At 64.1% G+C, this 21,066-nt stretch carries 21 protein-coding genes and 1 tRNA gene; 14 read left to right on the top strand and 8 right to left on the bottom strand.

Annotated features, from left to right (window positions below; all coding sequences use genetic code 11):
* Positions 1–15: 15 nt before the first annotated feature.
* A complete protein-coding gene (locus L0976_RS17825) occupies positions 16–987 on the bottom strand; it encodes a GlxA family transcriptional regulator (protein ID WP_234188605.1) in 972 nt (323 codons plus the stop codon).
* A 118-nt stretch (positions 988–1,105) separates the two neighbouring features.
* Here L0976_RS17825 and L0976_RS17820 point away from each other — a divergent pair, with 118 nt between their 5' ends.
* From L0976_RS17820 to L0976_RS17810, 3 genes are all read left to right on the top strand, one after another.
* Positions 1,106–2,248 (top strand): DJ-1/PfpI family protein, encoded by a 1,143-nt coding sequence (locus L0976_RS17820; RefSeq protein ID WP_234188603.1) that lies wholly within the window; start codon positions 1,106–1,108, stop codon positions 2,246–2,248.
* A 151-nt stretch (positions 2,249–2,399) separates the two neighbouring features.
* Positions 2,400–2,765: a nuclear transport factor 2 family protein gene (locus tag L0976_RS17815; RefSeq protein ID WP_234188601.1), complete on the top strand. Its 366-nt coding sequence runs from the start codon at positions 2,400–2,402 to the stop codon at positions 2,763–2,765.
* 96 nt (positions 2,766–2,861) lie between these two features.
* Entirely contained in the window at positions 2,862–3,146 is a 285-nt protein-coding gene (locus L0976_RS17810) for a putative quinol monooxygenase (protein ID WP_234188599.1), read from the top strand.
* Positions 3,147–3,239: 93 nt separating this feature from the next.
* On the opposite strand, the gene L0976_RS17805 is transcribed toward L0976_RS17810, so the two are convergent.
* The 3 genes from L0976_RS17805 to L0976_RS17795 form a co-directional block, all read right to left on the bottom strand.
* Positions 3,240–3,329, bottom strand: a tRNA-Ser gene (locus L0976_RS17805).
* A 434-nt stretch (positions 3,330–3,763) separates the two neighbouring features.
* Positions 3,764–4,678: a site-specific integrase gene (locus tag L0976_RS17800; RefSeq protein WP_203318442.1), complete on the bottom strand. Its 915-nt coding sequence runs from the start codon at positions 4,676–4,678 to the stop codon at positions 3,764–3,766.
* Positions 4,679–4,822: 144 nt separating this feature from the next.
* On the bottom strand, positions 4,823–5,833 hold the full coding sequence (locus L0976_RS17795; RefSeq protein WP_234188597.1) for a porin: 1,011 nt from the start codon (positions 5,831–5,833) through the stop codon (positions 4,823–4,825).
* A gap of 666 nt (positions 5,834–6,499) precedes the next feature.
* On the opposite strand from L0976_RS17795, the gene L0976_RS17790 reads away from it, so the two are divergent.
* Positions 6,500–7,570: a porin gene (locus L0976_RS17790; protein ID WP_234188595.1), complete on the top strand. Its 1,071-nt coding sequence runs from the start codon at positions 6,500–6,502 to the stop codon at positions 7,568–7,570.
* 136 nt (positions 7,571–7,706) lie between these two features.
* Here the strand turns inward: L0976_RS17790 and L0976_RS17785 are convergent, their stop codons facing one another.
* Both L0976_RS17785 and L0976_RS17780 read right to left on the bottom strand, forming a co-directional pair.
* Entirely contained in the window at positions 7,707–8,579 is an 873-nt protein-coding gene (locus L0976_RS17785; protein WP_234188593.1) for an alpha/beta fold hydrolase, read from the bottom strand.
* A gap of 230 nt (positions 8,580–8,809) precedes the next feature.
* The gene (locus L0976_RS17780) at positions 8,810–10,879 is read right to left on the bottom strand and encodes a lytic transglycosylase domain-containing protein (protein ID WP_234188591.1); all 2,070 of its coding nucleotides are present in this window, start codon (positions 10,877–10,879) and stop codon (positions 8,810–8,812) included.
* 323 nt (positions 10,880–11,202) lie between these two features.
* Between L0976_RS17780 and dapA the strand changes: the two genes are divergently transcribed.
* Together dapA and smpB are read left to right on the top strand one after the other, a co-directional pair.
* Positions 11,203–12,087, top strand: coding sequence for a 4-hydroxy-tetrahydrodipicolinate synthase (dapA, locus tag L0976_RS17775; protein ID WP_234188589.1), 885 nt, complete (start codon positions 11,203–11,205; stop codon positions 12,085–12,087).
* A 1-nt stretch (position 12,088) separates the two neighbouring features.
* A complete protein-coding gene (smpB, locus tag L0976_RS17770) occupies positions 12,089–12,568 on the top strand; it encodes an SsrA-binding protein SmpB (protein ID WP_203318448.1) in 480 nt (159 codons plus the stop codon).
* A 70-nt stretch (positions 12,569–12,638) separates the two neighbouring features.
* Here smpB and L0976_RS17765 read toward each other — a convergent pair whose 3' ends face one another.
* Positions 12,639–13,115: a hypothetical protein gene (locus L0976_RS17765; RefSeq protein WP_234188587.1), complete on the bottom strand. Its 477-nt coding sequence runs from the start codon at positions 13,113–13,115 to the stop codon at positions 12,639–12,641.
* Positions 13,116–13,323: 208 nt separating this feature from the next.
* On the bottom strand, positions 13,324–13,899 hold the full coding sequence (locus L0976_RS17760; RefSeq protein ID WP_203318450.1) for an NYN domain-containing protein: 576 nt from the start codon (positions 13,897–13,899) through the stop codon (positions 13,324–13,326).
* 408 nt (positions 13,900–14,307) lie between these two features.
* On the opposite strand from L0976_RS17760, the gene rpoZ reads away from it, so the two are divergent.
* The 8 genes from rpoZ (at position 14,308) to era (ending at position 21,016) form a co-directional block, all read left to right on the top strand.
* Positions 14,308–14,709 carry a DNA-directed RNA polymerase subunit omega gene (gene rpoZ / locus L0976_RS17755; RefSeq protein WP_203318451.1) on the top strand — a complete coding sequence of 134 codons (402 nt, stop codon included), beginning with the start codon at positions 14,308–14,310 and terminating at the stop codon, positions 14,707–14,709.
* 107 nt (positions 14,710–14,816) lie between these two features.
* Entirely contained in the window at positions 14,817–17,045 is a 2,229-nt protein-coding gene (locus tag L0976_RS17750; RefSeq protein WP_203318452.1) for a bifunctional (p)ppGpp synthetase/guanosine-3',5'-bis(diphosphate) 3'-pyrophosphohydrolase, read from the top strand.
* Between the two features lie 168 nt (positions 17,046–17,213).
* Positions 17,214–17,366, top strand: coding sequence for a DUF3563 family protein (locus tag L0976_RS17745; protein ID WP_203318453.1), 153 nt, complete (start codon positions 17,214–17,216; stop codon positions 17,364–17,366).
* Between the two features lie 107 nt (positions 17,367–17,473).
* Entirely contained in the window at positions 17,474–18,061 is a 588-nt protein-coding gene (locus tag L0976_RS17740) for a DUF2062 domain-containing protein (RefSeq protein ID WP_203318454.1), read from the top strand.
* Complete coding sequence (gene acpS / locus L0976_RS17735) at positions 18,058–18,468, top strand: holo-ACP synthase (RefSeq protein ID WP_203318455.1); 411 nt, start codon at positions 18,058–18,060, stop codon at positions 18,466–18,468. The genes L0976_RS17740 and acpS overlap by 4 nt, the downstream gene beginning before the upstream one ends.
* 96 nt (positions 18,469–18,564) lie before the next feature.
* Positions 18,565–19,308: a signal peptidase I gene (gene lepB / locus L0976_RS17730; protein WP_203318456.1), complete on the top strand. Its 744-nt coding sequence runs from the start codon at positions 18,565–18,567 to the stop codon at positions 19,306–19,308.
* On the top strand, positions 19,305–20,018 hold the full coding sequence (rnc, locus tag L0976_RS17725; protein ID WP_234188585.1) for a ribonuclease III: 714 nt from the start codon (positions 19,305–19,307) through the stop codon (positions 20,016–20,018). The genes lepB and rnc overlap by 4 nt, the downstream gene beginning before the upstream one ends.
* Positions 20,019–20,071: 53 nt before the next feature.
* Entirely contained in the window at positions 20,072–21,016 is a 945-nt protein-coding gene (era, locus tag L0976_RS17720) for a GTPase Era (RefSeq protein WP_234188582.1), read from the top strand.
* The last annotated feature ends 50 nt before the right edge of the window (positions 21,017–21,066 follow it).

Genomic DNA, 21,066 nt, shown 5'->3' with positions numbered 1-21,066 from the left:
CGCCCGAATCGGGCCTCACATCCCGGCATGCATGTCGCGGAACAGTCTCGGCGCAACGCCGAACCGCCGTTCGAAAGCGTCCGAAAGGCGCGTTGCCGGAAACAGGCCGACCTGTGCGGCGACCGATTTGAGCGAAAGACCGCGCGAAAGCAGCATCCGCGCGGCATCGAGCCTGGCCGTTTCGACAAAACGGGCCGGCGTCTGCCCGGTCGCCACCACGAACCTGCGATGGAATGTGCGCTCGCTGAGCCCGGCGCGGCTGGCGAGGGACGGCACGTCGAGCGGCGCGTCGAGATTGGCCTCGATCCAGCCGATCAGCTCGGCAAAGGGGCTCTCGCCCCTGACCTGCGCCTGCAGGACCGGGCTGAACTGCGACTGGTAGCCGGGGCGACGCGCATAAAGGATCAGCCTCTTGGCGACCTCTCCGGCAATGGCCGCGTCGAGATCCCTGGCAATCATGGCCAGTGCCATGTCGATGCCGGTGGTGACGCCCGCCGATGTCCAGAGCCGGCCGTCGACGACGTAGAGCGCATCCGGATCGACGGTGACCGCCGGAAAAGCCTTGGCGAGCGGCGCACAGGAGTCCCAGTGGGTGGCGACGCGACGGCCATCGAGCAGGCCCAGTGCGGCAAGCATGAACCCGCCCGAGCAGACCGAACCGAACCGCTCGGCCCTGGCGGTGAGACCGGGAAGCGCCGCCCGCAGGACCGGGTCCGCCACGGCAGCGAGCAGTGGCTCGCGCTCCGCGCCCGCCACGAGCATCGTCTGGACTTCGCCGGATCGCACCTCGGTGACCGGCCGCGTTTCGACGGCGATGCCGCTGCTGCTTTCGACGGTTCCGCCCGCTGCCGATACCAGCACAACCGCGTAGACCGCCGGCCGGCCGTGTTGGCCAAGCGCGCGGTTGGCGCCGGTGAAGACCGCGGCCGGACCCGATACGTCGAGCAGTTCGAAGCCCGGATAGACGAGGAAGGCGACACGATGCATTGGCGGAAAATGCCATGAATTTGTCATTCCTGCCATAGGCGCGATTTGCTAGTTTTCCGAAAAGCCGGGAGGGGGCCGACGCATCGGCACCCCCGCTCCAACCGCCAGGGAGGCGACCATGTGGAAATCCATGCTCCTTTGGGTCGCCGTTTCCGTCGTTGTTGTCGGCCTGCTGGGTTTTGGCGGCTGGATATTCAGCCTGCCGCCCGCGACCGCCACGGCCGAAGCGCCGCCGGTGCCGCGCGGCGAGATGGATGCCATGCTCTCGGCACTCCGCCACGAAGGAGGAAACCGCCCCCTCGTTGCCATCGTCGGGTTGAACGAGGCCACCGAGACCACCGACTATCTGATGCCGGCGGGAATCCTCCGGCGTGCCGATGTCGCCGATGTGCTGATGCTGGCGACCGGGCCGGGGCCGGTCCGACTCTATCCCGCGCTGCGCGTGGAAGCGGATGCGACCATCGCCGAATTCGACGCCGGCCATCCCGAGGGCGCCGATTACGTCATCGTGCCCGCCATGAGCCGCGACGATGACCCCGCCGTGCTCGCCTGGCTGCGGGATCAGTCGCGCAAGGGCGCGCGGATCATCGGCATCTGCGCCGGCGCGAAGGTGCTCGGCGCGGCCGGCCTGATCGATGGACGGCGGGCCACGACCCACTGGTATTATCGGGACGAGATGCTCGAACGCAGTCCGGGCATCGACTATGTCGCGGACCGCCGAATGGTGGCGGACGGAAACGTCGTGACCACGACGGGCATCTCCGCCTCCATGCCGATGATGCTGGCGCTGATCGAGGCGGTTGCAGGGCGCGCGAAAGCGCAGGCCATTGCCGACGATCTCGGCGTCGAAACCTGGGATATGCGCCATGCGAGCGCCGCCTTTTCGCTGACGCGGCCGTTCGTGACCACGGTGCTCGCCAATCGCCTGGCCTTCTGGAATCGCGATGCGCGGGGCATCGAGCTTCGGCCCGGCATGGATGAAGTGTCGCTCGTCCTGGTCGCCGATGCCTGGTCGCGGACCTACCGCTCCAGCGCCCTCACATTCGCGGAAACGGCCGGGGCGGTCGAGACGCGCAACGGTATCCGCGTCATCCCCGATCGGGTCGCGATGGATTGGCCGCCGGAAGATCGCGCTTCGCTCTATCCCGGTCAGCGGCCGGCCGACGCCCTGGACGATACCCTTCAGGCTATCGCCGACACATACGGCGCGCGCACGATGCATGTCGTCGCCTTGCAGCTCGAATATCCGCGCCGGGACTGACGCGCCGCCCGGCGCGAAAGAATTCCGCCGGAAGTGTCGGAAAGCGCGCCGGCCGCGCGTCGTACGTAAAGACCATGCGGCCGGACGCTTCCGTCGGGCCTGCGAAGAAGCCTCGCGATCCCCGCGAGCCCAAAGCGCAACGAGGTGAAAGATGAAGACCGACAGCGAACGTACCCGTGAAATCATCAACCGTTTTCATCGTGTGTTCGAGGAGCACCGCCCCGGGGATCTCGATGACCTGATCGGAGAGGGCTGCATCCTGGAGAATACCGCGCCCGCGCCGGATGGCGCGCGCTACGAAGGGCGCCAGGCCTGCCTCGATTTCTGGAAGGGGATCGCGTCCTCAGCGAGGCTTGTCTTCGAAGCGGAGGAGATCTGGGCCAGCGAGGATCGCGGGATCATTCGATGGCGGCTCCGCTGGGGCGAGGGCGGTGCAGACCGCGTGCGCGGCGTCAACATCATGCGGGTCCGCGACGGCCGGATCGTCGAAGCCGCCGGCTATGTAAAGGGCGCCTGAAATTCCCATCCCGAACCGGCGATCCTCGCGGGTCGCCAAACCGGACCACGCAGGCCGGCATCTCGCCGGAGAGCACCTGGCCGAAGGAGGAACACCATGATCATCATCGCCGGCTATACCCGCGTCGACCCCGGCAAACGGGACAGCGCCGTGGAAGCCTTCAAGGGCATGGTCGAACGCGCACGGGCGTTTGACGGTTGCCTCGACTTCTCGATAAGCACGGACGCCGTCGATCCGGAGCGCGTCAATCTCTTCGAATGCTGGCGTGACGAGGCCACGCTGAATGCCTGGCGCAAGGTCGCAAGGGGAGGGCCGCGGGGCAAGCCCCGGGAGGTGGCGGTCAGCCTCTACCGCACCGACAAGGCCGAAAAGCCGTTCTAGAAAAGAGACGCCGCCTCCGGCCCAAGCCTCGTCAGACGGGCGGAACAGCAGTTTACGAAGCCGAGCCGATCGGCGTTGCCGGTTGTGCTGAAATGGCGGAGAAGAAGGGATTCGAACCCTCGATACCGTTTCCGGTATACTCCCTTAGCAGGGGAGCGCCTTCGACCACTCGGCCACCTCTCCGCTCGCGGTTTCACTATGCGGCATGGACTGGGATTGCAAGGCTTTTTTCGGTTTTGAAAACAATATTCTGATTTCTCTTGCCGCGGTTCGAGACACGAACAGACGCTCGCATCCCTGCCATTCCCACAAGCTTGTAGAGAGGTCTGCTCCCGAACCGCCACGGTGGGAAAATTGAAAGCCAGCCTACGCGCCAATCGCCAGATGGACGGAGTGGCCAGCTTTACATATTGCCGCCATTCGTCCGATTCCAACCTGCCCTCAGCCTGGCCATCTCATGCACCGGCTATGGAACCATATCGCCCACGCGTTGCCCGCGGGATGCGCCGGATGCCGCTCGAAAGCGGCATCCATCCGCCCGCAGACCGGAGGCTCGAAGGGCGCTCAAGGTCGATTCCTGTGTCGACACCGGCGCCAAAAGAGCGGCGGCTGCCTCGCTATGCCGCCCCGTTGCGGGCGGCGCGTTCGAGGATCGCCACGCAGATATCGAGATCTCCGGATGCCAGGTGCGCGTAGCGCATTGTCATCTGGAGCGTCTGGTGGCCGAGCCATGTCTGGACGCGGCGGATGTCGATCCCGCCCTGGACGAGGCGGGAGGCGCAGGTGTGGCGAAGGATGTGCGGAACGACGTCCGGCTCCGATCCGAGCCCCACCTCCTGCTTCGCCTCGTTCCACGCCGCCCGGAACTTGGCCTGCACGATGCCCGTGAACGGTCCGCGCCGCGTCCTTTCGGATGCCTGGATCGCTGCTACCGCCCGCTCGGTGAGCGGGACGGAGCGGCTCTTGCCGCTTTTCGTCAGCCAGAACGTCGCGCGGTCGCGGTGGATGTCCTGCCATTGCAGTCCGATCCCCTCGCCGAGGCGTGCACCGGTATCGATCAGGAAGGTGCAGAAACGGCCGTAAAGCTCCGACTTGCCGGAAATGGCCTCGAAGAGCCGCGTTTCCTCATCCGGCTCGAGAAACCGGATACGCCCGGCCCTTTCCTTGAGCCGCTTGAATTCCGGCACCCCCTGGATGTCGTCCATCTTGTGGGCTTTGCGCAGAAGCTTGCTGAGCGCTGCCATCTTCCGGTTGATCGTGGCGTTGCTGTTGCCCCGCTTGCGCAGCGCGGCGACAAGCGTATCGAGCATTTCGTCGGTAAACTCTGAAAATTCGGCGCCGAACAGAATCTCGTCGAGTTCCCCCACGAACGACGAGACATTGTACTTATGGGAGCCAGGCTCCCACAGCACGTCGACATAGCGACTGAGCAGCGCCCGAAGGCTGGATGGTAAGGGTCGCGACCCGCTGGATGCTCCCCAGAATTGATAGTCCAGACGGTACGAGCCGCCGATATTTGAATGTTGTTGCATGCTAAACCCCTGCTACGCCTCCCATGCGGCGCATTGGTTGCACAAGAATGATGACAGTTTTGTTGTGGGCCCTCAAAAAAAACGGAATCAGGAAAACCCGGCCCGAAGGCCGGGTTCCCCTCTGTCGGAAAAAATCGAAGCGACTTAGAACGAACGCTGCAGGCGAAGGAAGCCTTCGACCGAGTCGTCTTGCTTGTCGATGTCGATGTAGTTGACGGTTGCCTTGAGCTTGAGGTTCTCGACGATCGTGTAGTCGACCGTCAGGCCGGCCTTCCACGCGTCGATGCCCTTCACGAGTTCGTAGTCACCGAAGTACTGGGCGCCGGGGGTGATCGTCAGCTTGTCGGTCGCCTTGAACGAGTAGTCGGCAGCAACGCTCCACTTGGCGGCGTTGAAGTAGACGTTGTCGCCGCTGGCGTAGTAGCCCATCAGTTCGAACGTGCCGGGACCGACGTCAGCCGAGAGCCAGGCGCGAAGCGCACCTTCTTCGGTGTAGGTGTCGTATGCGCCGAGCAGTTCGAAGTTCACGCCGCCGAGCGTCGTGCCGATCATGCCCGAGACGCCGACTTCGTTACCCGAGCTGGGGAGCGCGACAAGGTAGTCGTCCGTGTTGATTTCGTCGACACTGATACCGGCGCGGAACGTGCCGCCGTCATAGACGTAGCGAGCCGAGGTGAAACGGGTGACGTTGGAAGACACGTCGGTTTCGCCGATCAGATCGTCATCCCACCAGTTCAGGAAGGTACCGACGCGGAAGCCGCCGAGTTCGATATAGGCTTCATCGACCTTGAAGCCGCTCGTGCCGCCGCCGCTTTCTTTCTTGCTGGCCTCGCCGTGAATGGCGATGAAGCTCGTCAGCGTGCCAAGTTCCGTGTCGGACTTCGCATCGAAGGTTACGCGCGCGCGGGTCCAGGAATCCCAGTCGGACGTGCCGAGCTGGTCACGACCGAAGTCGGTCTGGAAACGGACATAGCCGCCGATCTTGAGGCAGGTTTCGGTGCCGGGGATGTAGAAGAAGCCGGTGCCGAAGGCGTCGCAGACGCGAACGTATTCCATGGGTTCCGGTTCGGCAGCGACGATGGCGTCGGCGGCCTGTGCGCCGGAAACTGCTGCGAGAGCCGCAGCGGAGCCGATGAGAAGGCTCTTGATGTTCATTTCTGACCTCCAGTCAAAAAGGCCGCGACGTGCGTCCCGTCGGCAGAGATCAACTTCTGGAAGGCCGTGCATATAGAATAGAGAGCGTCAGGAGGGCGCAGTTCCGTTGCCAAGCGCGCCGCTTTGCGAGCGCTACCATTGCTCGGTACTTTCGAGAGCGGGGAAGGACCATGGTAGGCGGTGCTCAACCGGTCTCGAATCGTCGGCAGGATTCCGCGACGAATCGAACCGGCAAAACAGGCAAACGATTCTCGTTCTCCGCCGCGCCTGGGGCAGCCCTGAAACTGAACTCCTGCGCGAAAAATGCTCGATCGCCACCTTGAGGCGCCGGATTTGCCTTGTTCCTGCCGGGACTATGGCAGGCCCGCCGACCATGTGGGAATGGCTAAGTACCCGCTTCATAAGGCGTTTTGTTAAGAATCCATAAACTTTTAGCGTTCTGCTCCGCCATTTTGTGTCCTTTGCGCAACAGCGCGGGGCGAAGGCTGACACAAACCCCGCCCTGTTTCAGTTTGGTGATTGCTTACGGAAGCGCGTCTTGTATTTTCAGCGTCGGAAGCAGGGGCGGTTGATCGTCCGCTTCCTGAACTTGGGGATGGGGCAGGGAACGCTGTCCTTCAGCAAAAAACCCAGACCCGTTTGAAACTTTTTGACTGGAGGTCAGAAATGAACATCAAGAGCCTTCTCATCGGCTCCGCTGCGGCTCTCGCAGCAGTTTCCGGCGCACAGGCCGCCGACGCCATCGTCGCTGCCGAACCGGAACCCATGGAATACGTTCGCGTCTGCGACGCCTTCGGCACCGGCTTCTTCTACATCCCCGGCACCGAAACCTGCCTCAAGATCGGCGGCTTCGTTCGCTTCCAGACCTCGTTTGGTTCGGATAACTACGGTGTTGGCGTTGGCTCCAGCCAGAGCTACTTGAAGAGCGCCAATAATTCTGACTGGGATGCTCACACCCTCGTTGACGTCAACTTTGACGCCCGCACGGACACCGAACTCGGAACGCTGCGCAGCTACATCAATTTCGAAGGTCTGGCTGGGGGCGCTGGCGCTGAAAGCGACTTCTATGTTGATGAAGCCTTCATCGAGCTCGGTGGCTTCAAGGCCGGTTGGTTCTACAGCTGGTGGGATAGCGGCATCAACGGTGAAGTTGATTCGCTTGGCAGCACGACTGAATTCAACTCGATCGCTTACACTTATGACGGTGGTACTTGGCGTGCAGGCCTCTCGCTCGATGAGCTCGATGGTGGTGCGAACGGTGCGCTCGTTTGGAATGGCACCACATACGTTCCTGCTACGGACCGTCACCATGACATCGGTGTTGCTGCTACGATCGGCTTCTCGCTCGGTGGCGTAAACCTCGACATCCTCGGCGGTTACGACAACGCTGCTGAAGAAGGCGCAATCCGCGCCATCCTGTCGGCCGAACTCGGCGCGGGCACCCTGCAGGTTGCCGGCATCTGGGCTTCCGACTCGAACGTATACTGGACGGCTTCCGAGTGGACCGTTGCTGCTTCCTACGCCTTCAAGGCGACGGAAAAGCTGACGATCACCCCGGCTTTCCAGTACTTCAACAACATCGGCTTCGGTCCTGACGATCAGTGGCGCGTTGGTGCAACGGTCGGCTACGAAGTCGTCAGCGGCCTGAACGTCCTCGCTACGGCTGACTACAACACGATCAACCACGGCGGCGACGACTTCGTTCGCGGCTTCCTCCGCCTGCAGCGCAACTTCTAATCTGAAGTTGAGCTAAAGATTGACCCGCAGCCTCTACGAGGCTGCGGGTTTTTCGTTTTGCGGCCTGGTCGAAGAATATGCCGTGACCGATATTGGACGCGTCGATGACCGGAGCCGATTCTGGAGCGACGGAAACTTACTGACGGTCCAGGAAAGCCTTCACCTGCGGGAAGAGGCTGGCGTGGTGCAGCAGCGGGGCGTGGCCCTGGCCTTCGGCGGTCGCGGTTTCGATGCCGGGAGCGCGCATTTTCATGCGGTCCAGGGCTTCTGCCGAAAACAGCCGTGAATGGTCTCCCCGCACGACGAGCAGGGGCTTTTGCGCCAGAAGGTCGAACTGCGGCCAGAGGGTCGGCAGCGGCTTGCTGAAATCGATCGCCTGCAGTTGATCGGCGAGCGCCGGGTCATGGTCGGGGATGAGGTGGCCGTCGCCCGTCTTCGTGTAGATGGCGTCGGCCATATCCAGCCAGTCGGTTCTCCCTAAGGCGGGGAATGACGGTCCGTGGAGGCGTTCGAGCGCGTCGGCGGCCGCCTCGATCGTTGCCGGGAAGGCGCGGTTGGAAAGATAGTCGCGGATTTCCTTGAGGCCTTCCGCCTCGATTTCGGGGCCGATGTCGTTGAGGACGGTCGCGGCGATCAGCTCAGGCTGGACCGCCGCCATGATATGCAGGATGAGTCCGCCGCGGGACGTGCCGACGAAGACGGCGCGGGAAATGCCGAGCGCTGCGCAGATGGCGATCACATCGCGGCATTCGGTGGCGACATTGTAGTTCGCCGGGTTCTCGTCACGGGCGGACAGCCCGCGCCCGCGGTAGTCGAGGGCGATGACCCGCCGGGGCGATACGGCATCCTGCGAGAGGAGCAGGGCGAACGGGTGGAAGTCCCGTGCATTGCGACTGAGGCCGGGCAGGCAGACGATGGGAAGGCGCGCTGCTGCGCCGGGTGCGTAGTCCCGTGCATGCAGCCGCAATCCATCGGGTGCCGGAAGGAATCGGCTGGTGAAGTTCGTCATGCCCTGGCGCCTGCATTCATGTCCGCCGCAGCCTAAAGCATGTTGCGCAAAAGTGTGCAGCGATTTCGCGATGAGGACATGTGAAAATCAGGTTTCCCGAAGCGCAGGTCGCGAATCTGAACGATCGCGTTACGCCCGAAACAGGCAGCCCCCGGCGCAAGGAGAGGCTTCCGGCCTCAAAAGGCTGGCGCCGCGTAGGCTGGCGCCCTCTGTCCGATGAGAGAGTCTCGTTATCGCCCTGCGCTCAGGTCGTGCACGATGTCGGCCTTCTGGCCGAGGCGGGTCTTGTAGACCTGGTAGTTCTCCATGACGCGCTGCACGTAGCCGCGGGTCTCGGAGAAGGGGATGCGCTCGATCCAGTCCACCACGTCGTCGATCGGCTTGCCGCGCGGGTCGCCATAGCGGGCGATCCATTGCGGCACGCGGCGCGGGCCGGCATTGTAGGCGATGAAGGTAAGGACGTAGGAGCCGCCGAATTCGCTGATCTGCTCGCCGAGATAGTGCGCGCCGAGCGTGGCGTTGTAGGCGGCGTCGCGCGTCAGGCGTTCCTTGGAGTATGCAAGGCCGTAGCGCCTGGCGACGCCCTCGGCGGTGCCCGGCATCAGTTGCAGAAGCCCCTGAGCATTGGCGGCGGAGACGGCGGCCGGGTTGAAGGCGCTTTCCTGACGGGCGATGGCATAGGCGAGCGCCTTGCCGGAGCCGGAAATGTTGGCTCCGTCAGGGATCACGCCGATGGGAAAGGCGAGGGCGGCCACGTCGATGCCGCGGCCAAAGGCGATCTTGCCGATCTGCAGGGAAAGCTGGTGATTGCCGCCCTTTTCCGCATCGGCGGCAAGCAGGGCGAGTTCGCCCGGGCTCATCAATTCCCCGGCAAGCGCCCGGTAGAGACTGTCGGCCCGCCAGCCATGGCCGGCGGCCTGCAGGCGGGCGATGGCCTGCACGGCCTCGCGCTCGCGGAAGCGCGCGCGCTCCTCGGCGGAGGGCTTGGGATAGGCGACGTTCAGCGCCGTCTGGCCGAGCCGCGCACCGGCGAGCTGGCCGTAGAAGGTGCCGGGGAAGTTCGCCGCCTTGGCGAAATAGTCCTTCGCCGCGCCCGGCCCGCCCTTTTCCGCGGCGCGCCCGAGCCAGTACCAGGCTCTAGAGACGGAGAGGGGGCGGTCCGAGACCTGAAGGATGCGCTGGAAGTGCTTTGCCGCGGTCTTCGGCTCGCCGAGGTCGCGCAGCGCATACCAGCCGGCGTGGAATTCCGCTTCCACGATGTCCGTCGGATCGTCCGCGCCATGGCGTGCGGCGACACGATAGGCGTCGCGATAATCGCCGAGATCGGCAAGGCCGCGGCTGACGATGCGCTGCTCGTTCCACCATGCCCCTGGATTGACGAGCCTTGCCGGCTCCTCCGGCATGGCGGCGAAAAGCGTCGCGGCCGCGCGGTAGTCCTCCTTGTTCCGCAGGTGGCGGATGCGCAGATACGTATAGGCCGGCTCCTTCTGCCAGCGCGCGTCCACGGCCTTGATCAAAGCGTCCGCAGTCCGGCTCTTGGCGATAACGGCTGCCCAGGCGCGGAAAAGGGATTGCGCCTTGCCGAGATCGCCGAACCGCTGCGCCTGGTCTGCGCGGTCGCGGTAGAGCAGCATTTCCATGCGCGCCTTGTTGTCCGCAACGGAAAGGAGCGGGCCAAACTCGTCGAGGATCCGGCTTTCGATATCCTTCGAGAGCGCGTCCTTCCGCCAGAAGGATCGCAGGATCTCCGTCGCGCGCGCCGTGTCGCCGGAGGCGATGAGGGCGCGGCTGAGCACGATGGCCCCTTCCGCCGTTTCCGGCCGCGTCGTGCCGAAGGCGGCAAGCACGTCTGCTGTCGTCGGGTTCTCGCGGGCCAGCGCCCGTTCGGAATGGGCGCGCAGCGCCTTGAGGCCCGGCCAGCCCTTGAGTTCGCGCTGTGCGCCGGCGATTTCCCAGGAGGGGACGCCCTGCTGGCCGGAAACGGCGATCGCCCAGGTCAGGATATGACGGTCGAGGCTGCCCGCGGGAAGGCGGTCGCGCGCGGTTATCGCGGATATCGGATCACGGTTTGAAAGCGCATCGAGGCCGGCGCGCAGGTCCGCGCTCGCAGGCTGTGCGGGCTCGGCGCGTGGAATGGCATTGGTGATCACGTCGCGGGAGGGCATGTCGGCGGCAAAGCCGAGCGGCTTGATCGCCGGCGCAGCGCCGTTCTCCGCCTCGACGGGCGAGGAGAGGAGCGCAAGGCCGGCCACGCCGGCAAGCAGCAAGGTGCAAAGGGCAAAACCGTTCTTCGAGATCATGCTACGTCCCGGATGCCTGGCAGGCGGTGCATCTGACCCTCATCTGCCGCCTGCTCTTCGACAATCATTAACCCTTCGCTGCCTTAACGAAACCTTAACCGCGCTTCTCACTAAGCCGTGAAGGTCGCCACCTTTCACACGACGGGTCACGATGCCCCGCTATTCGCGCGCGCATGCGGATTTCCGCCTTGATCGTGCACGAAAAACGCCTGCCTCGCCGCTTGCCGCATGACAGTCACATGATTATTGTGCGGCAGCTTTTAACCACGGAATACGGCCAAAGCATGTAAGCCTGCGGGCGGCTCTGGTCTCAGGAGTTCTCGATGTTCAAGGGATCCATTCCCGCTCTCGTCACACCGTTCACGGCGGCCGGCGCCGTCGATGAGGATGCCTTTGCCGCGCATGTGGAATGGCAGATCGGCGAAGGCAGCCACGGCCTCGTGCCGGTCGGCACCACGGGCGAATCGCCGACGCTGTCGCATGACGAGCACAAACGGGTGGTGGAACTCTGCATCAAGGTGGCCGCGGGCCGCGTTCCGGTAATCGCCGGCGCGGGCTCCAACAACACCAGGGAAGCCATCGATCTCGCCCAGCACGCCGAGAAGGCGGGGGCGGATGCGATCCTCGTCGTCACGCCCTATTACAACAAGCCGACGCAGAAGGGCCTCTTCGCGCATTTCTCGGCCATCGCCGAAGCCGTGAAGCTGCCGATCGTCATCTACAACATTCCGGGCCGCTCGGTGGTCGACATGACGCCGGAGACGATGGGCGCGCTGCACAAGGCGCATCCCTCGATCGTCGGCGTCAAGGATGCGACGGGCAAGATCGAGCGCGTCTCCGAGCAGCGCATCGCCTGCGGCAGGGATTTCGTCCAGCTCTCGGGCGAGGATGCCACGGCGCTCGGCTTCAACGCCCATGGCGGCGTCGGCTGCATCTCTGTCACGGCCAATGTCGCCCCGCGGCTGTGCGCCGAGTTCCAGAAGGCGACGCTTGCCGGCGATTATGCCAAGGCGCTGGAATACCAGGACAGGCTGATGCCGCTGCACAAGGCGATCTTCCTGGAGCCGGGCGTGTGCGGCGCGAAATACGGCCTTTCCCGCGTGCGCGGGATGAGCCGCGCGGTTCGCTCCCCGCTCATGTCCGCGCTGGAGCCGGCGACGGAGGCGGCGATCGACGCGGCGCTCCGCCACGCCGGCCTGCTGAACTGACATGGTGACGAAAGCGCGTCCGACAACGGTCAAGAAGATTGTCGCGGAGAACCGGAAGGCCCGCTACAACTACGAGATCCTGGATACCTACGAGGCCGGTCTGGTGCTGACCGGCACGGAGGTCAAGTCGCTGCGCGAGGGCAAGGCGAATATCGCCGAATCCTATGCCTCCGACGAGGATGGCGAACTCTGGCTGATCAATTCCTACCTGCCGGAATACCTGCAGGCGAACCGCTTCAACCACGAGACGCGCCGGCGGCGCAAGCTCCTGCTGTCGCGCCGCGAGATCCATCGCCTGCGCGTCGCGATCAACCGCGAAGGCATGACCCTCGTGCCGTTGAAGATCTATTTCAACGATAGAGGCCGGGCCAAGCTCGAACTCGCCCTTGCCAAGGGCAAGAAGCTGCACGACAAGCGCGAGACGGAGAAGGAACGCGACTGGAACCGCCAGAAGGGCCGCCTGCTGCGCGAGCGCGGCTAGGCGATTCTGCAAGGGAAGGCGAGGGCGTTTCCGCCAGGGGAACGCTTCCTGCCGGCCTTCGGCTTCTTCCTCAGAACTGGTTGTAGAGCTGGGCGATCACCGACTGGCGGGCGATGCGCGAAAGCTGTTCGTTTCCGGCTTCCGCCGGCACGTCCGGCGAGGGCGCTGGGTTGGCGCTCGGCGTGCGCGCGGTCAGGAACGACGACATCAGCATATTGAGGTCCGTGCTCTCGATGGCGAGCCGGGCGGTCGGGTTGCGCTCGGCGGCGACGCGCGCATCGGTCGTCGCCTGCGAGGGCGGCACGGCATGGGCGGGCAGGGCGGCAACGCCCGGCTGCCCGTTCGGCGCGTAGAGGAAGCCGAGGTCGCCGATCTCCTCGGCCGCGTCGGACGGCGCGGAAACCCGGGTGACCGGCTGCGGCCGGGCAAGCGCGGCGAGCGCCTGCGCCGCCGGACGGCTCTCGCCAGACGGGACCGCCGGGCGCAATTCGAGCGCGCTCGATGCTGCCCGGTAGCTGTTGCCCGAAAGCGAGACTGCGTCGACCATGTTCACGGATGTCCTGATGCGAAGTGACTGTAGGCTTCCGGGAATATCAGCAAAAACTTGCAGAAGGTTAATGGGCCGCCGATCGATTTGATGCGATGTTTAACGAAACGTTGAAACCGTTGGATTTCCGCGCTTTACGAGCTGATGAGCGGCCCATGGGCCGCCCGGAGCAAGGCGAAGCGCACACCGCCGCGCCATACTGCCCGCCTCACTCGGCGACGGTTTCCACCGGCTCCGCCGTGCGCTGCGGGCGCTCGGACGGGTCGCGGCCGATCTCGGCCCTCAGTGAGGCGAGGTCGATGAAATAATCCGCCTGGCGGCGCAGGTCGTCGGCGATCATCGGCGGCTGCGTCTGCATGGTGGAGACGACGGAAACCTTGCGGCCCCGGCGCTGCAGGGCCTCGACGAGCGTCGTGAAATCGCCGTCGCCGGAGAAGATGACGAGGTGGTCGACCGTCTCGGACTGCTCCATCGCGTCGATGGCGAGCTCGATGTCCATGTTGCCCTTGATCTTGCGGCGGCCGAGCGAGTCGGTGAATTCCTTGGCGGGCTTGGTGACGACCTTGTAGCCGTTGTAATCGAGCCAGTCGATCAGCGGGCGGATGGAGGAATATTCCTGGTCCTCGATGAGTGCCGTGTAATAGTAGGCGCGCAGGAGATAGCCGCGCTTCTGGAAGGCTTTCAGAAGCTTCCTGTAATCGATGTCGAAGCCGAGTGTCCTTGATGCCGCATAGAGATTTGCACCGTCGATGAAGAGGGCGATTTTCTCGCGGGGGTCGAACATGTCGCGCAATCCTTTAAATAGAAGTTGAGGAAAAAGGTTGGGTTTCAGCCAATCGTCATGTCACCGGATGCACTATCCGGTTGAATTAACTCTCTTTCATATAGCATTCATTTAGGGCAGCGCTCCGCGCTTTCCAAGCAAATCTAGGTTGCGGAGGCGATTTTTTCGGCGGCGACGTTTCAGCAAATTCAAAGACTTCGGAATTGGAGAATAGTTCCCGCGCCTTATCCCATTTGTCCGACCTTTCGCCGCCGCGCTTTCCGTAACGGGAGGCCTCAATCGGGGGTTACATGGGCTGCCGTACCGCCCCGCCCACCGGGGCGAAAGCAAGGAAAAACTTGAATTTGCCTTCCTTTGCCTGTATCGGGCATGCAAACTCCTGAAATTCTCGATCACAAAGGACAGGCAATGGCCCGTGTCACCGTTGAAGATTGCATTGACAAGGTAGACAACCGCTTCGAGCTGGTTCTTCTGGCAAGCCATCGCGCCCGCCTCATCTCGCAGGGCGCCGCCATCACCATCGACCGCGACAACGACAAGAACCCGGTCGTCGCGCTGCGCGAGATCGCCGACGAGACGCTTTCGCCCGATGACCTCAAGGAAGACCTGATCCACTCGCTGCAGAAGCATGTGGAAGTGGACGAGCCCGAGCCCGATCCGGCAAGCCTGCTGGCCGAAGACGCCGTCACCGCCACCGTCGAAGAGGACGAGGACCAGCCGGAAACGATCGCCTTCGACCGCATGTCGGAAGAAGAGCTGCTCGCCGGCATCGAAGGTCTCGTTCCGCCGGAAAAGAGCGACGATTACTGATTTCGGTTGCTTTACCGAAACCTTGATATTGCGAATGTCGGTGCGCCCCTGCATGGTCGGGGCGCACTTTTTCTTTGCCCCGCTAGGCGGGGAGGAGCCGACCGAGGATGATGCGTCAATATGAACTCGTCGAGCGGGTTCAGAAATACAAGCCCGATGCCAACGAAGCCTTGCTGAACAAGGCCTATGTCTATGCCATGCAGAAGCATGGGCAGCAGAAGCGGGCGAGCGGCGATCCCTACATCTCGCATCCCCTCGAAGTCGCCGCCATCCTGACGGACATGCGCCTCGACGAATCGACCATTGCCGTCGCCCTCCTGCACGATACCATCGAGGACACCAGCGCCACGCGCGCCGAGATCGACGAACTGTTCGGCGAGGATATCGGCGCCCTGGTCGAGGGCCTCACCAAGATCAAGAAGCTCGACCTCGTCTCCAAGAAGGCCAAGCAGGCGGAAAACCTGCGCAAGCTGCTGCTCGCCATTTCCGACGACGTGCGCGTGCTGCTGGTCAAGCTCGCCGACCGGCTGCACAACATGCGCACGCTCGACCACATGTCGCCGGAAAAGCGCGCCCGCATCTCCGAGGAGACGATGGACATCTATGCGCCGCTCGCCGGCCGCATGGGCATGCAGGACATGCGCGAGGAGCTCGAGGACCTGTCCTTCCGCTACATCAACCCCGAAGCCTACGAGACCGTCAGCCGCAAGCTGGAGGAGCTTTCCCAGCGCAACGAGGGCCTGATCCGCAAGATTGAGGAGGAACTGCGCGAGCTGCTGGTGGTCAATGGCCTGCCCGACGCCCTCGTCAAGGGACGGCAGAAGAAGCCCTATTCGGTCTTCCGCAAGATGCAGTCGAAGTCGCTGTCCTTCGAACAGCTCTCCGATGTCTACGCCTTCCGCATCCTCGTCGGCGACATTCCCGGCTGCTATGCGGCGCTCGGCATCGTGCACACGCGCTGGCGCGTCGTGCCGGGCCGCTTCAAGGACTATATCTCGACGCCGAAGCAGAACGACTACCAGTCGATCCATACGACCATCGTCGGCCCGTCGCGCCAGCGCATCGAGCTGCAGATCCGCACCCGGCGCATGCACGAGATCGCCGAGTACGGCATCGCCGCCCATTCGCTCTACAAGGACAAGGAGGCGGTGAACGGCGAGGCCGTGCAGTCGCCGCGCTCCAACGCCTATGCCATGCTGCGCCGGACCATCGAGTCGCTGGCCGAAGGCGACAACCCCGAGGAGTTCCTGGAGCATACCAAGCTCGAGCTCTTCCAGGACCAGGTCTTCACCTTCACGCCGAAGGGTCAGCTCATCACGCTGCCGCGCGGTGCCACCCCCATCGATTTTGCCTATGCGGTGCACACGAATATCGGCGATACCTGCGTCGGCGCCAAGATCAACGGCCGCATCATGCCGCTCGTCACCCGCCTCAACAACGGCGACGAGGTGGAGATCATCCGCTCCGGCATCCAGGTGCCGCCGCCGGCCTGGGAGGAGATCGTCGTCACCGGCAAGGCGCGCGCCGCCATCCGCCGCGCGACGCGCGCGGCGGTGCGCAAGCAGTATTCCGGCCTCGGCTACCGCATTCTGGAGCGCACCTTCGACCGCGCCGGCAAGGCGTTCTCGCGCGACGGACTGAAGCCCGTCCTGCACCGCCTCGGCCAGAAGGAGGTGGAGGACGCCATCGCGGCGGTCGGCCGCGGCGAGCTCTCCTCGCTCGACGTCCTGCGCGCCGTCTTCCCGGATTATCAGGACGAGCGCGTCACGGTGAAGCCGAGCTCGGACGACGGCTGGTTCAACATGCGCAGCGCCGCCGGCATGGTCTTCAAGCTGCCGGGCAAGACCAAGGCGGCGCTGGAGCGCGGCGAAGGGGAGGCGGGCCCCGAGGCGCTGCCGATCCGCGGGCTTTCCGGCAATGCCGAGGTGCATTTCTCCGCCGGCGGCGCCGTGCCCGGCGACCGCATCGTCGGCATCATGGAGAAGGACAAGGGCATCACCATCTACCCGATCCAGTCGCCGGCTTTGCAGAAGTTCGACGACGAGCCGGAACGCTGGATCGACGTGCGCTGGGACCTCGACGAGGCGAACAACACCCGCTTCATGGCCCGCATCGTCGTCAATGCGCTGAACGAGCCGGGCACGCTCGCCGAAGTCACCCAGACCATCGCCACCAGCGACGTCAACATCCGCTCGATGTCGATGACGCGGGTGGCGGCCGATTTCACCGAAGTGCATATCGACCTGGAGGTCTGGGACCTGCGCCAGCTCAACCAGCTCATCGGCCAGTTGAAGGAGCTGCAGTGCGTTTCGACCATCAACCGCGTCTTCGCCTGAGGCTTCTATGCAAATTTGCGGCAACGTGCCTCAATTGAGGCACGTTTGCCCATGATTTAACCAGCCGTTATGCGCGCTTCGCATGGCTGTATTGGGATAGTGTCGCTGGTGTGAAACCGCGGCCGGACCTATCTTCTGCATCGGGAGGTAACCGAACGAGGTTTACCAATGTTGAAGCAGATCAGGAATTTCACCCGCGCCCTGCGCATCCCGACCGCCGCCGACCGCGAGCTCGCCTACCTGAACGGCGCCGTCGACCGCATCGACCTGGAATACCGCCAGCGTCAGATCGACCGCGGCCTCTTCCGCAAGTCCTACTGAGACGACCGGTTCCGTGTGGCGCACGCCGTTGCGCCACGGCAACCGCCGTGCATGGCGCCGTGAGGGCGCCATTGAAATGCCACCAACGGATCGGCTATGTCTGGGCCATGTTGTTCAGACGTCGAAAGAAGGCCTCCTGGCCCGACCGGTTGCGCGAATTCTTCTGGCCGCGCAAGGGGTTCACGCGTCCGGCGCGTTACCTTGCCAAGCGAATCCTGCGCCTTTCCGCCTCTCCTCATGCGATTGCGGCGGGCGTCGCGGCCGGCATCTTCTCCGCCTTCACGCCGCTTCTCGGCTTTCACGTCATCCTGGCGCTCGCGCTTGCCTACCTGACGGCCGGCAACCTTCTGGCCGCGGCCTTGGCGACGACCGTTGCAAACCCGCTCACCATCCCGCTCATCGCGGTCGCGACCTTCCGGATCGGCGAGGTCGTTCTCGGCATCCACTCCGCCGAGGCGGTGACCGCGGGCGAGCTTTTCCACATGCTGGAGCACCTTGAACTGTCAGAACTCTGGCATCCCGTGCTCAAGCCGATGCTGTTCGGCGCGTCGATCCTCGGCGCCGCGGCGGCCTTTCTTGCCTATGGCGCGACCCTTCTGGCCCTGCGCTCCTTCAAGGCGCGGCGCCATGCCCGCCTCATGCAGCGCGCCGGCCTGGCGCCGGCCGTCCTTTCCCGCGGAGACAACACCCCATGATCATCGGCATCGGCAGCGACCTCATCGACATCCGCCGGGTGGAGAAGTCGCTGGAGCGTTTCGGCGAGCGCTTCACGGAGCGCTGCTTCACCGAGATCGAGCGGGCGAAATCCGACGGGCGCAGGAACCGCGCGGCCTCCTATGCCAAGCGCTTCGCCGCCAAGGAGGCCTGTTCCAAGGCGCTCGGCACGGGCCTGGCGCAGGGCGTGTTCTGGAAGGACATGGGCGTCGTCAACCTGCCGGGCGGCAAGCCGACCATGCAGCTCACCGGCGGGGCGCTCGAAAAGCTCAGGCAGCTTTTGCCGGAAGGGCACGAGGCGCGCATCCACATCACCATCACGGACGATTTTCCGCTCGCGCAGGCTTTCGTGATCATCGAGGCGCTTCCGGCCGGAATGCCCGGATAACCGGCGCCCCCCGTGTCTTTTTGACCGACATGATTTCCAACGGTCAACCTTTCCTCTATAGAGGGCCCCATGTTCGCAAATAAGGAAAAGTCCGGCGTGGCAGAGAAGACTGAGAAGGCCCAGAGCGGCCTGTGGGAAAACGTCAAGGTCATCATCCAGGCGCTGCTGCTCGCCGTCGTGATCCGCACCGTGCTGTTCCAGCCCTTCACGATTCCCTCGGGCTCGATGATGCCGACGCTGCTGGTGGGCGATTACCTCTTCGTCAACAAGTTCTCCTACGGCTATTCGAAATATTCGCTGCCGTTCTCGCCGAACCTGTTTTCCGGCCGCATCTTCGCCAGCGAGCCCAAGCGCGGCGACATCGTCGTCTTCCGCTTCCCGCCCAATCCCGACATCGACTACATCAAGCGCCTCGTCGGCCTGCCGGGCGACCGGGTGCAGGTCAGGGACAGCGTGCTCTACATCAACGGCGTGGCCGTTCCGCGCGAGCATGACGGCTTCTTCCGCGCCGACGACCAGTACGACACCGGCGAGAACGTGCCGGTCTTCCGCGAAACGTTCGACAACGGCGTCTCCTTCGACACGCTCGACACCCGTCCGGGCACGGTGGGCGACAACACGCGCGAGTTCATCGTCCCGGAAGGCCATTATTTCATGATGGGCGACAACCGCGACAACTCGGCCGACAGCCGCTTCGACGTCGGCTTCGTCCCCGCTGAAAACCTCATCGGCCGCGCCAGCCTGATCTTCTTCTCGCTCGGCCACGATACGTCCTTCAGCGAGGTCTGGAAGTGGCCGGCGAACCTTCGCTGGGACCGTCTCTTCAAGGTCGTTGAATGAAGGGCGCGATACCGCTGAACGACGCGAACCGGAAGGCCCTCGAAGAGCTGATCGGCTACGTCTTCACCGACAAGGACCGCCTCGACCGGGCGATCACCCATGCCAGCGCCCGGCCCGGCAAGGGCAGCAATTACGAGCGGCTGGAATTCCTCGGCGACCGGGTCCTCGGGCTCTGCGTCGCCGAGATGCTGTTCCGCACCTTCCGCGAGGCGAAGGAGGGCGAGCTTTCCGTCCGCCTCAACCAGCTCGTCAGCGCCGAAAGCTGTGCGGCGGTCTCCGACGACCTCGGCCTTCACCGCTTCATCCGCACCGGCGCGGACGTCAAGAAGCTCACCGGAAAAGCCATGCTGAACGTGCGCGCCGATGTGATAGAGTCGCTGATCGCCGCGATCTATCTCGACGGCGGGCTGGAGGCGGCGCGCGGCTTCATCCTCGCCAACTGGCAGGGCAGGGCCGCCCGGGCCGAAGGCGCGCGGCGCGATGCCAAGACCGAATTGCAGGAATGGGCGCATGCCCGGTTCGGCGTGACGCCGAACTATAAGGTGGACGAGCGCTCGGGACCGGACCACGACCCGCGCTTCACCGTGACGGTGGAGATCAGGGGCGTGAAACCGGAGACCGGCGTCGACCGCTCCAAGAGGGCCGCCGAGCAGGCGGCCGCGACGAAGATTCTGGAACGCGAAGGCGTCTGGCCAAAGGGCGGCGCCTGAGGCAATGCCGGCGAAGCCCCGGATTGCCTGAACACACGAGATTGACGGACACCATGACCGAAGAAAACCAGACCCCCGCCGAGACCGGCACGACCGGCGAGCGCGCGACCCACTCGGGTTTCGTCGCGCTGATCGGCGCGACCAATGCCGGCAAGTCGACCCTCGTCAACCGCCTCGTCGGCGCCAAGGTGTCGATCGTCAGCCACAAGGTGCAGACGACGCGCGCCATCGTGCGCGGCATCGCGATCCACGACAACGCCCAGATCGTCTTCATGGACACGCCCGGCATCTTCAAGCCGCGCCGCCGGCTCGACCGCGCCATGGTCACGACCGCCTGGGGCGGGGCGAAGGATGCCGATGTCATCATGTTCCTGATCGACAGCGAGCGCGGCCTCAAGGGCGATGCCGAGACGATCCTGGAGGGCCTGAAAGAGGTCCGCCAGCCGAAGATCCTCGTCCTCAACAAGGTCGACCGGGTCAAGCCGGAGGATCTCCTCAAGCTTGCCGCCGCCGCCAACGAGGTCGTCACGTTCGAGCGCACCTTCATGATCTCGGCCCTCAACGGCTCGGGCTGCGAGGACGTCATGAACTACCTCGCCGCCGTGCTGCCCGAGGGACCCTGGTACTATCCGGAAGACCAGATCTCCGACCTGCCCATGCGCCAGCTCGCCGCCGAGATCACGCGCGAAAAACTGTTCCTGCGCCTGCACCAGGAGCTTCCCTATTCCTCGCATGTCGAGACGGAGAAGTGGGAGGAGCGCAAGGACGGCTCCGTGCGCATCGAGCAGGTCATCTATGTCGAGCGCGACAGCCAGAAGAAGATCGCCCTCGGCAAGAACGGCGATGCGATCAAGGCCATCTCCATGGCCTCGCGCAAGGAACTGTCCGAGATCCTCGAACAGCCCGTGCACCTCTTCCTCTTCGTGAAGGTGCGCGAGAACTGGGGCGACGATCCCGCCCGCTTCCGCGAGATGGGCCTCGACTTCCCGACGTCGTAATCGCAGCGCATATCGCGGGTTTGCCCCTCACCCCAACCTTCTCCCCGCTT

The sequence above is a fragment of the Shinella sp. NM-101 genome, assembly GCF_021401195.1.
GTDB lineage: Bacteria > Pseudomonadota > Alphaproteobacteria > Rhizobiales > Rhizobiaceae > Shinella.
This window is presented reverse-complemented; position numbering and strand designations above follow the sequence as displayed.

Excerpts from the sequence above, each read along its gene's own strand:
- L0976_RS17825 (WP_234188605.1), bottom strand. The coding sequence starts at position 987 with ATGCATCGTGTCGCCTTCCTCGTCTATCCGGGCTTCGAACTGCTCGAC.
- L0976_RS17820 (WP_234188603.1), top strand. The coding sequence starts at position 1,106 with ATGTGGAAATCCATGCTCCTTTGGGTCGCCGTTTCCGTCGTTGTTGTC.
- L0976_RS17815 (WP_234188601.1), top strand. The coding sequence starts at position 2,400 with ATGAAGACCGACAGCGAACGTACCCGTGAAATCATCAACCGTTTTCAT.
- L0976_RS17810 (WP_234188599.1), top strand. The coding sequence starts at position 2,862 with ATGATCATCATCGCCGGCTATACCCGCGTCGACCCCGGCAAACGGGAC.
- L0976_RS17800 (WP_203318442.1), bottom strand. The coding sequence starts at position 4,678 with ATGCAACAACATTCAAATATCGGCGGCTCGTACCGTCTGGACTATCAA.
- L0976_RS17795 (WP_234188597.1), bottom strand. The coding sequence starts at position 5,833 with ATGAACATCAAGAGCCTTCTCATCGGCTCCGCTGCGGCTCTCGCAGCA.
- L0976_RS17790 (WP_234188595.1), top strand. The coding sequence starts at position 6,500 with ATGAACATCAAGAGCCTTCTCATCGGCTCCGCTGCGGCTCTCGCAGCA.
- L0976_RS17785 (WP_234188593.1), bottom strand. The coding sequence starts at position 8,579 with ATGACGAACTTCACCAGCCGATTCCTTCCGGCACCCGATGGATTGCGG.
- L0976_RS17780 (WP_234188591.1), bottom strand. The coding sequence starts at position 10,879 with ATGATCTCGAAGAACGGTTTTGCCCTTTGCACCTTGCTGCTTGCCGGC.
- dapA (WP_234188589.1), top strand. The coding sequence starts at position 11,203 with ATGTTCAAGGGATCCATTCCCGCTCTCGTCACACCGTTCACGGCGGCC.
- smpB (WP_203318448.1), top strand. The coding sequence starts at position 12,089 with ATGGTGACGAAAGCGCGTCCGACAACGGTCAAGAAGATTGTCGCGGAG.
- L0976_RS17765 (WP_234188587.1), bottom strand. The coding sequence starts at position 13,115 with ATGGTCGACGCAGTCTCGCTTTCGGGCAACAGCTACCGGGCAGCATCG.
- L0976_RS17760 (WP_203318450.1), bottom strand. The coding sequence starts at position 13,899 with ATGTTCGACCCCCGCGAGAAAATCGCCCTCTTCATCGACGGTGCAAAT.
- rpoZ (WP_203318451.1), top strand. The coding sequence starts at position 14,308 with ATGGCCCGTGTCACCGTTGAAGATTGCATTGACAAGGTAGACAACCGC.
- L0976_RS17750 (WP_203318452.1), top strand. The coding sequence starts at position 14,817 with ATGATGCGTCAATATGAACTCGTCGAGCGGGTTCAGAAATACAAGCCC.
- L0976_RS17745 (WP_203318453.1), top strand. The coding sequence starts at position 17,214 with ATGTTGAAGCAGATCAGGAATTTCACCCGCGCCCTGCGCATCCCGACC.
- L0976_RS17740 (WP_203318454.1), top strand. The coding sequence starts at position 17,474 with ATGTTGTTCAGACGTCGAAAGAAGGCCTCCTGGCCCGACCGGTTGCGC.
- acpS (WP_203318455.1), top strand. The coding sequence starts at position 18,058 with ATGATCATCGGCATCGGCAGCGACCTCATCGACATCCGCCGGGTGGAG.
- rnc (WP_234188585.1), top strand. The coding sequence starts at position 19,305 with ATGAAGGGCGCGATACCGCTGAACGACGCGAACCGGAAGGCCCTCGAA.
- era (WP_234188582.1), top strand. The coding sequence starts at position 20,072 with ATGACCGAAGAAAACCAGACCCCCGCCGAGACCGGCACGACCGGCGAG.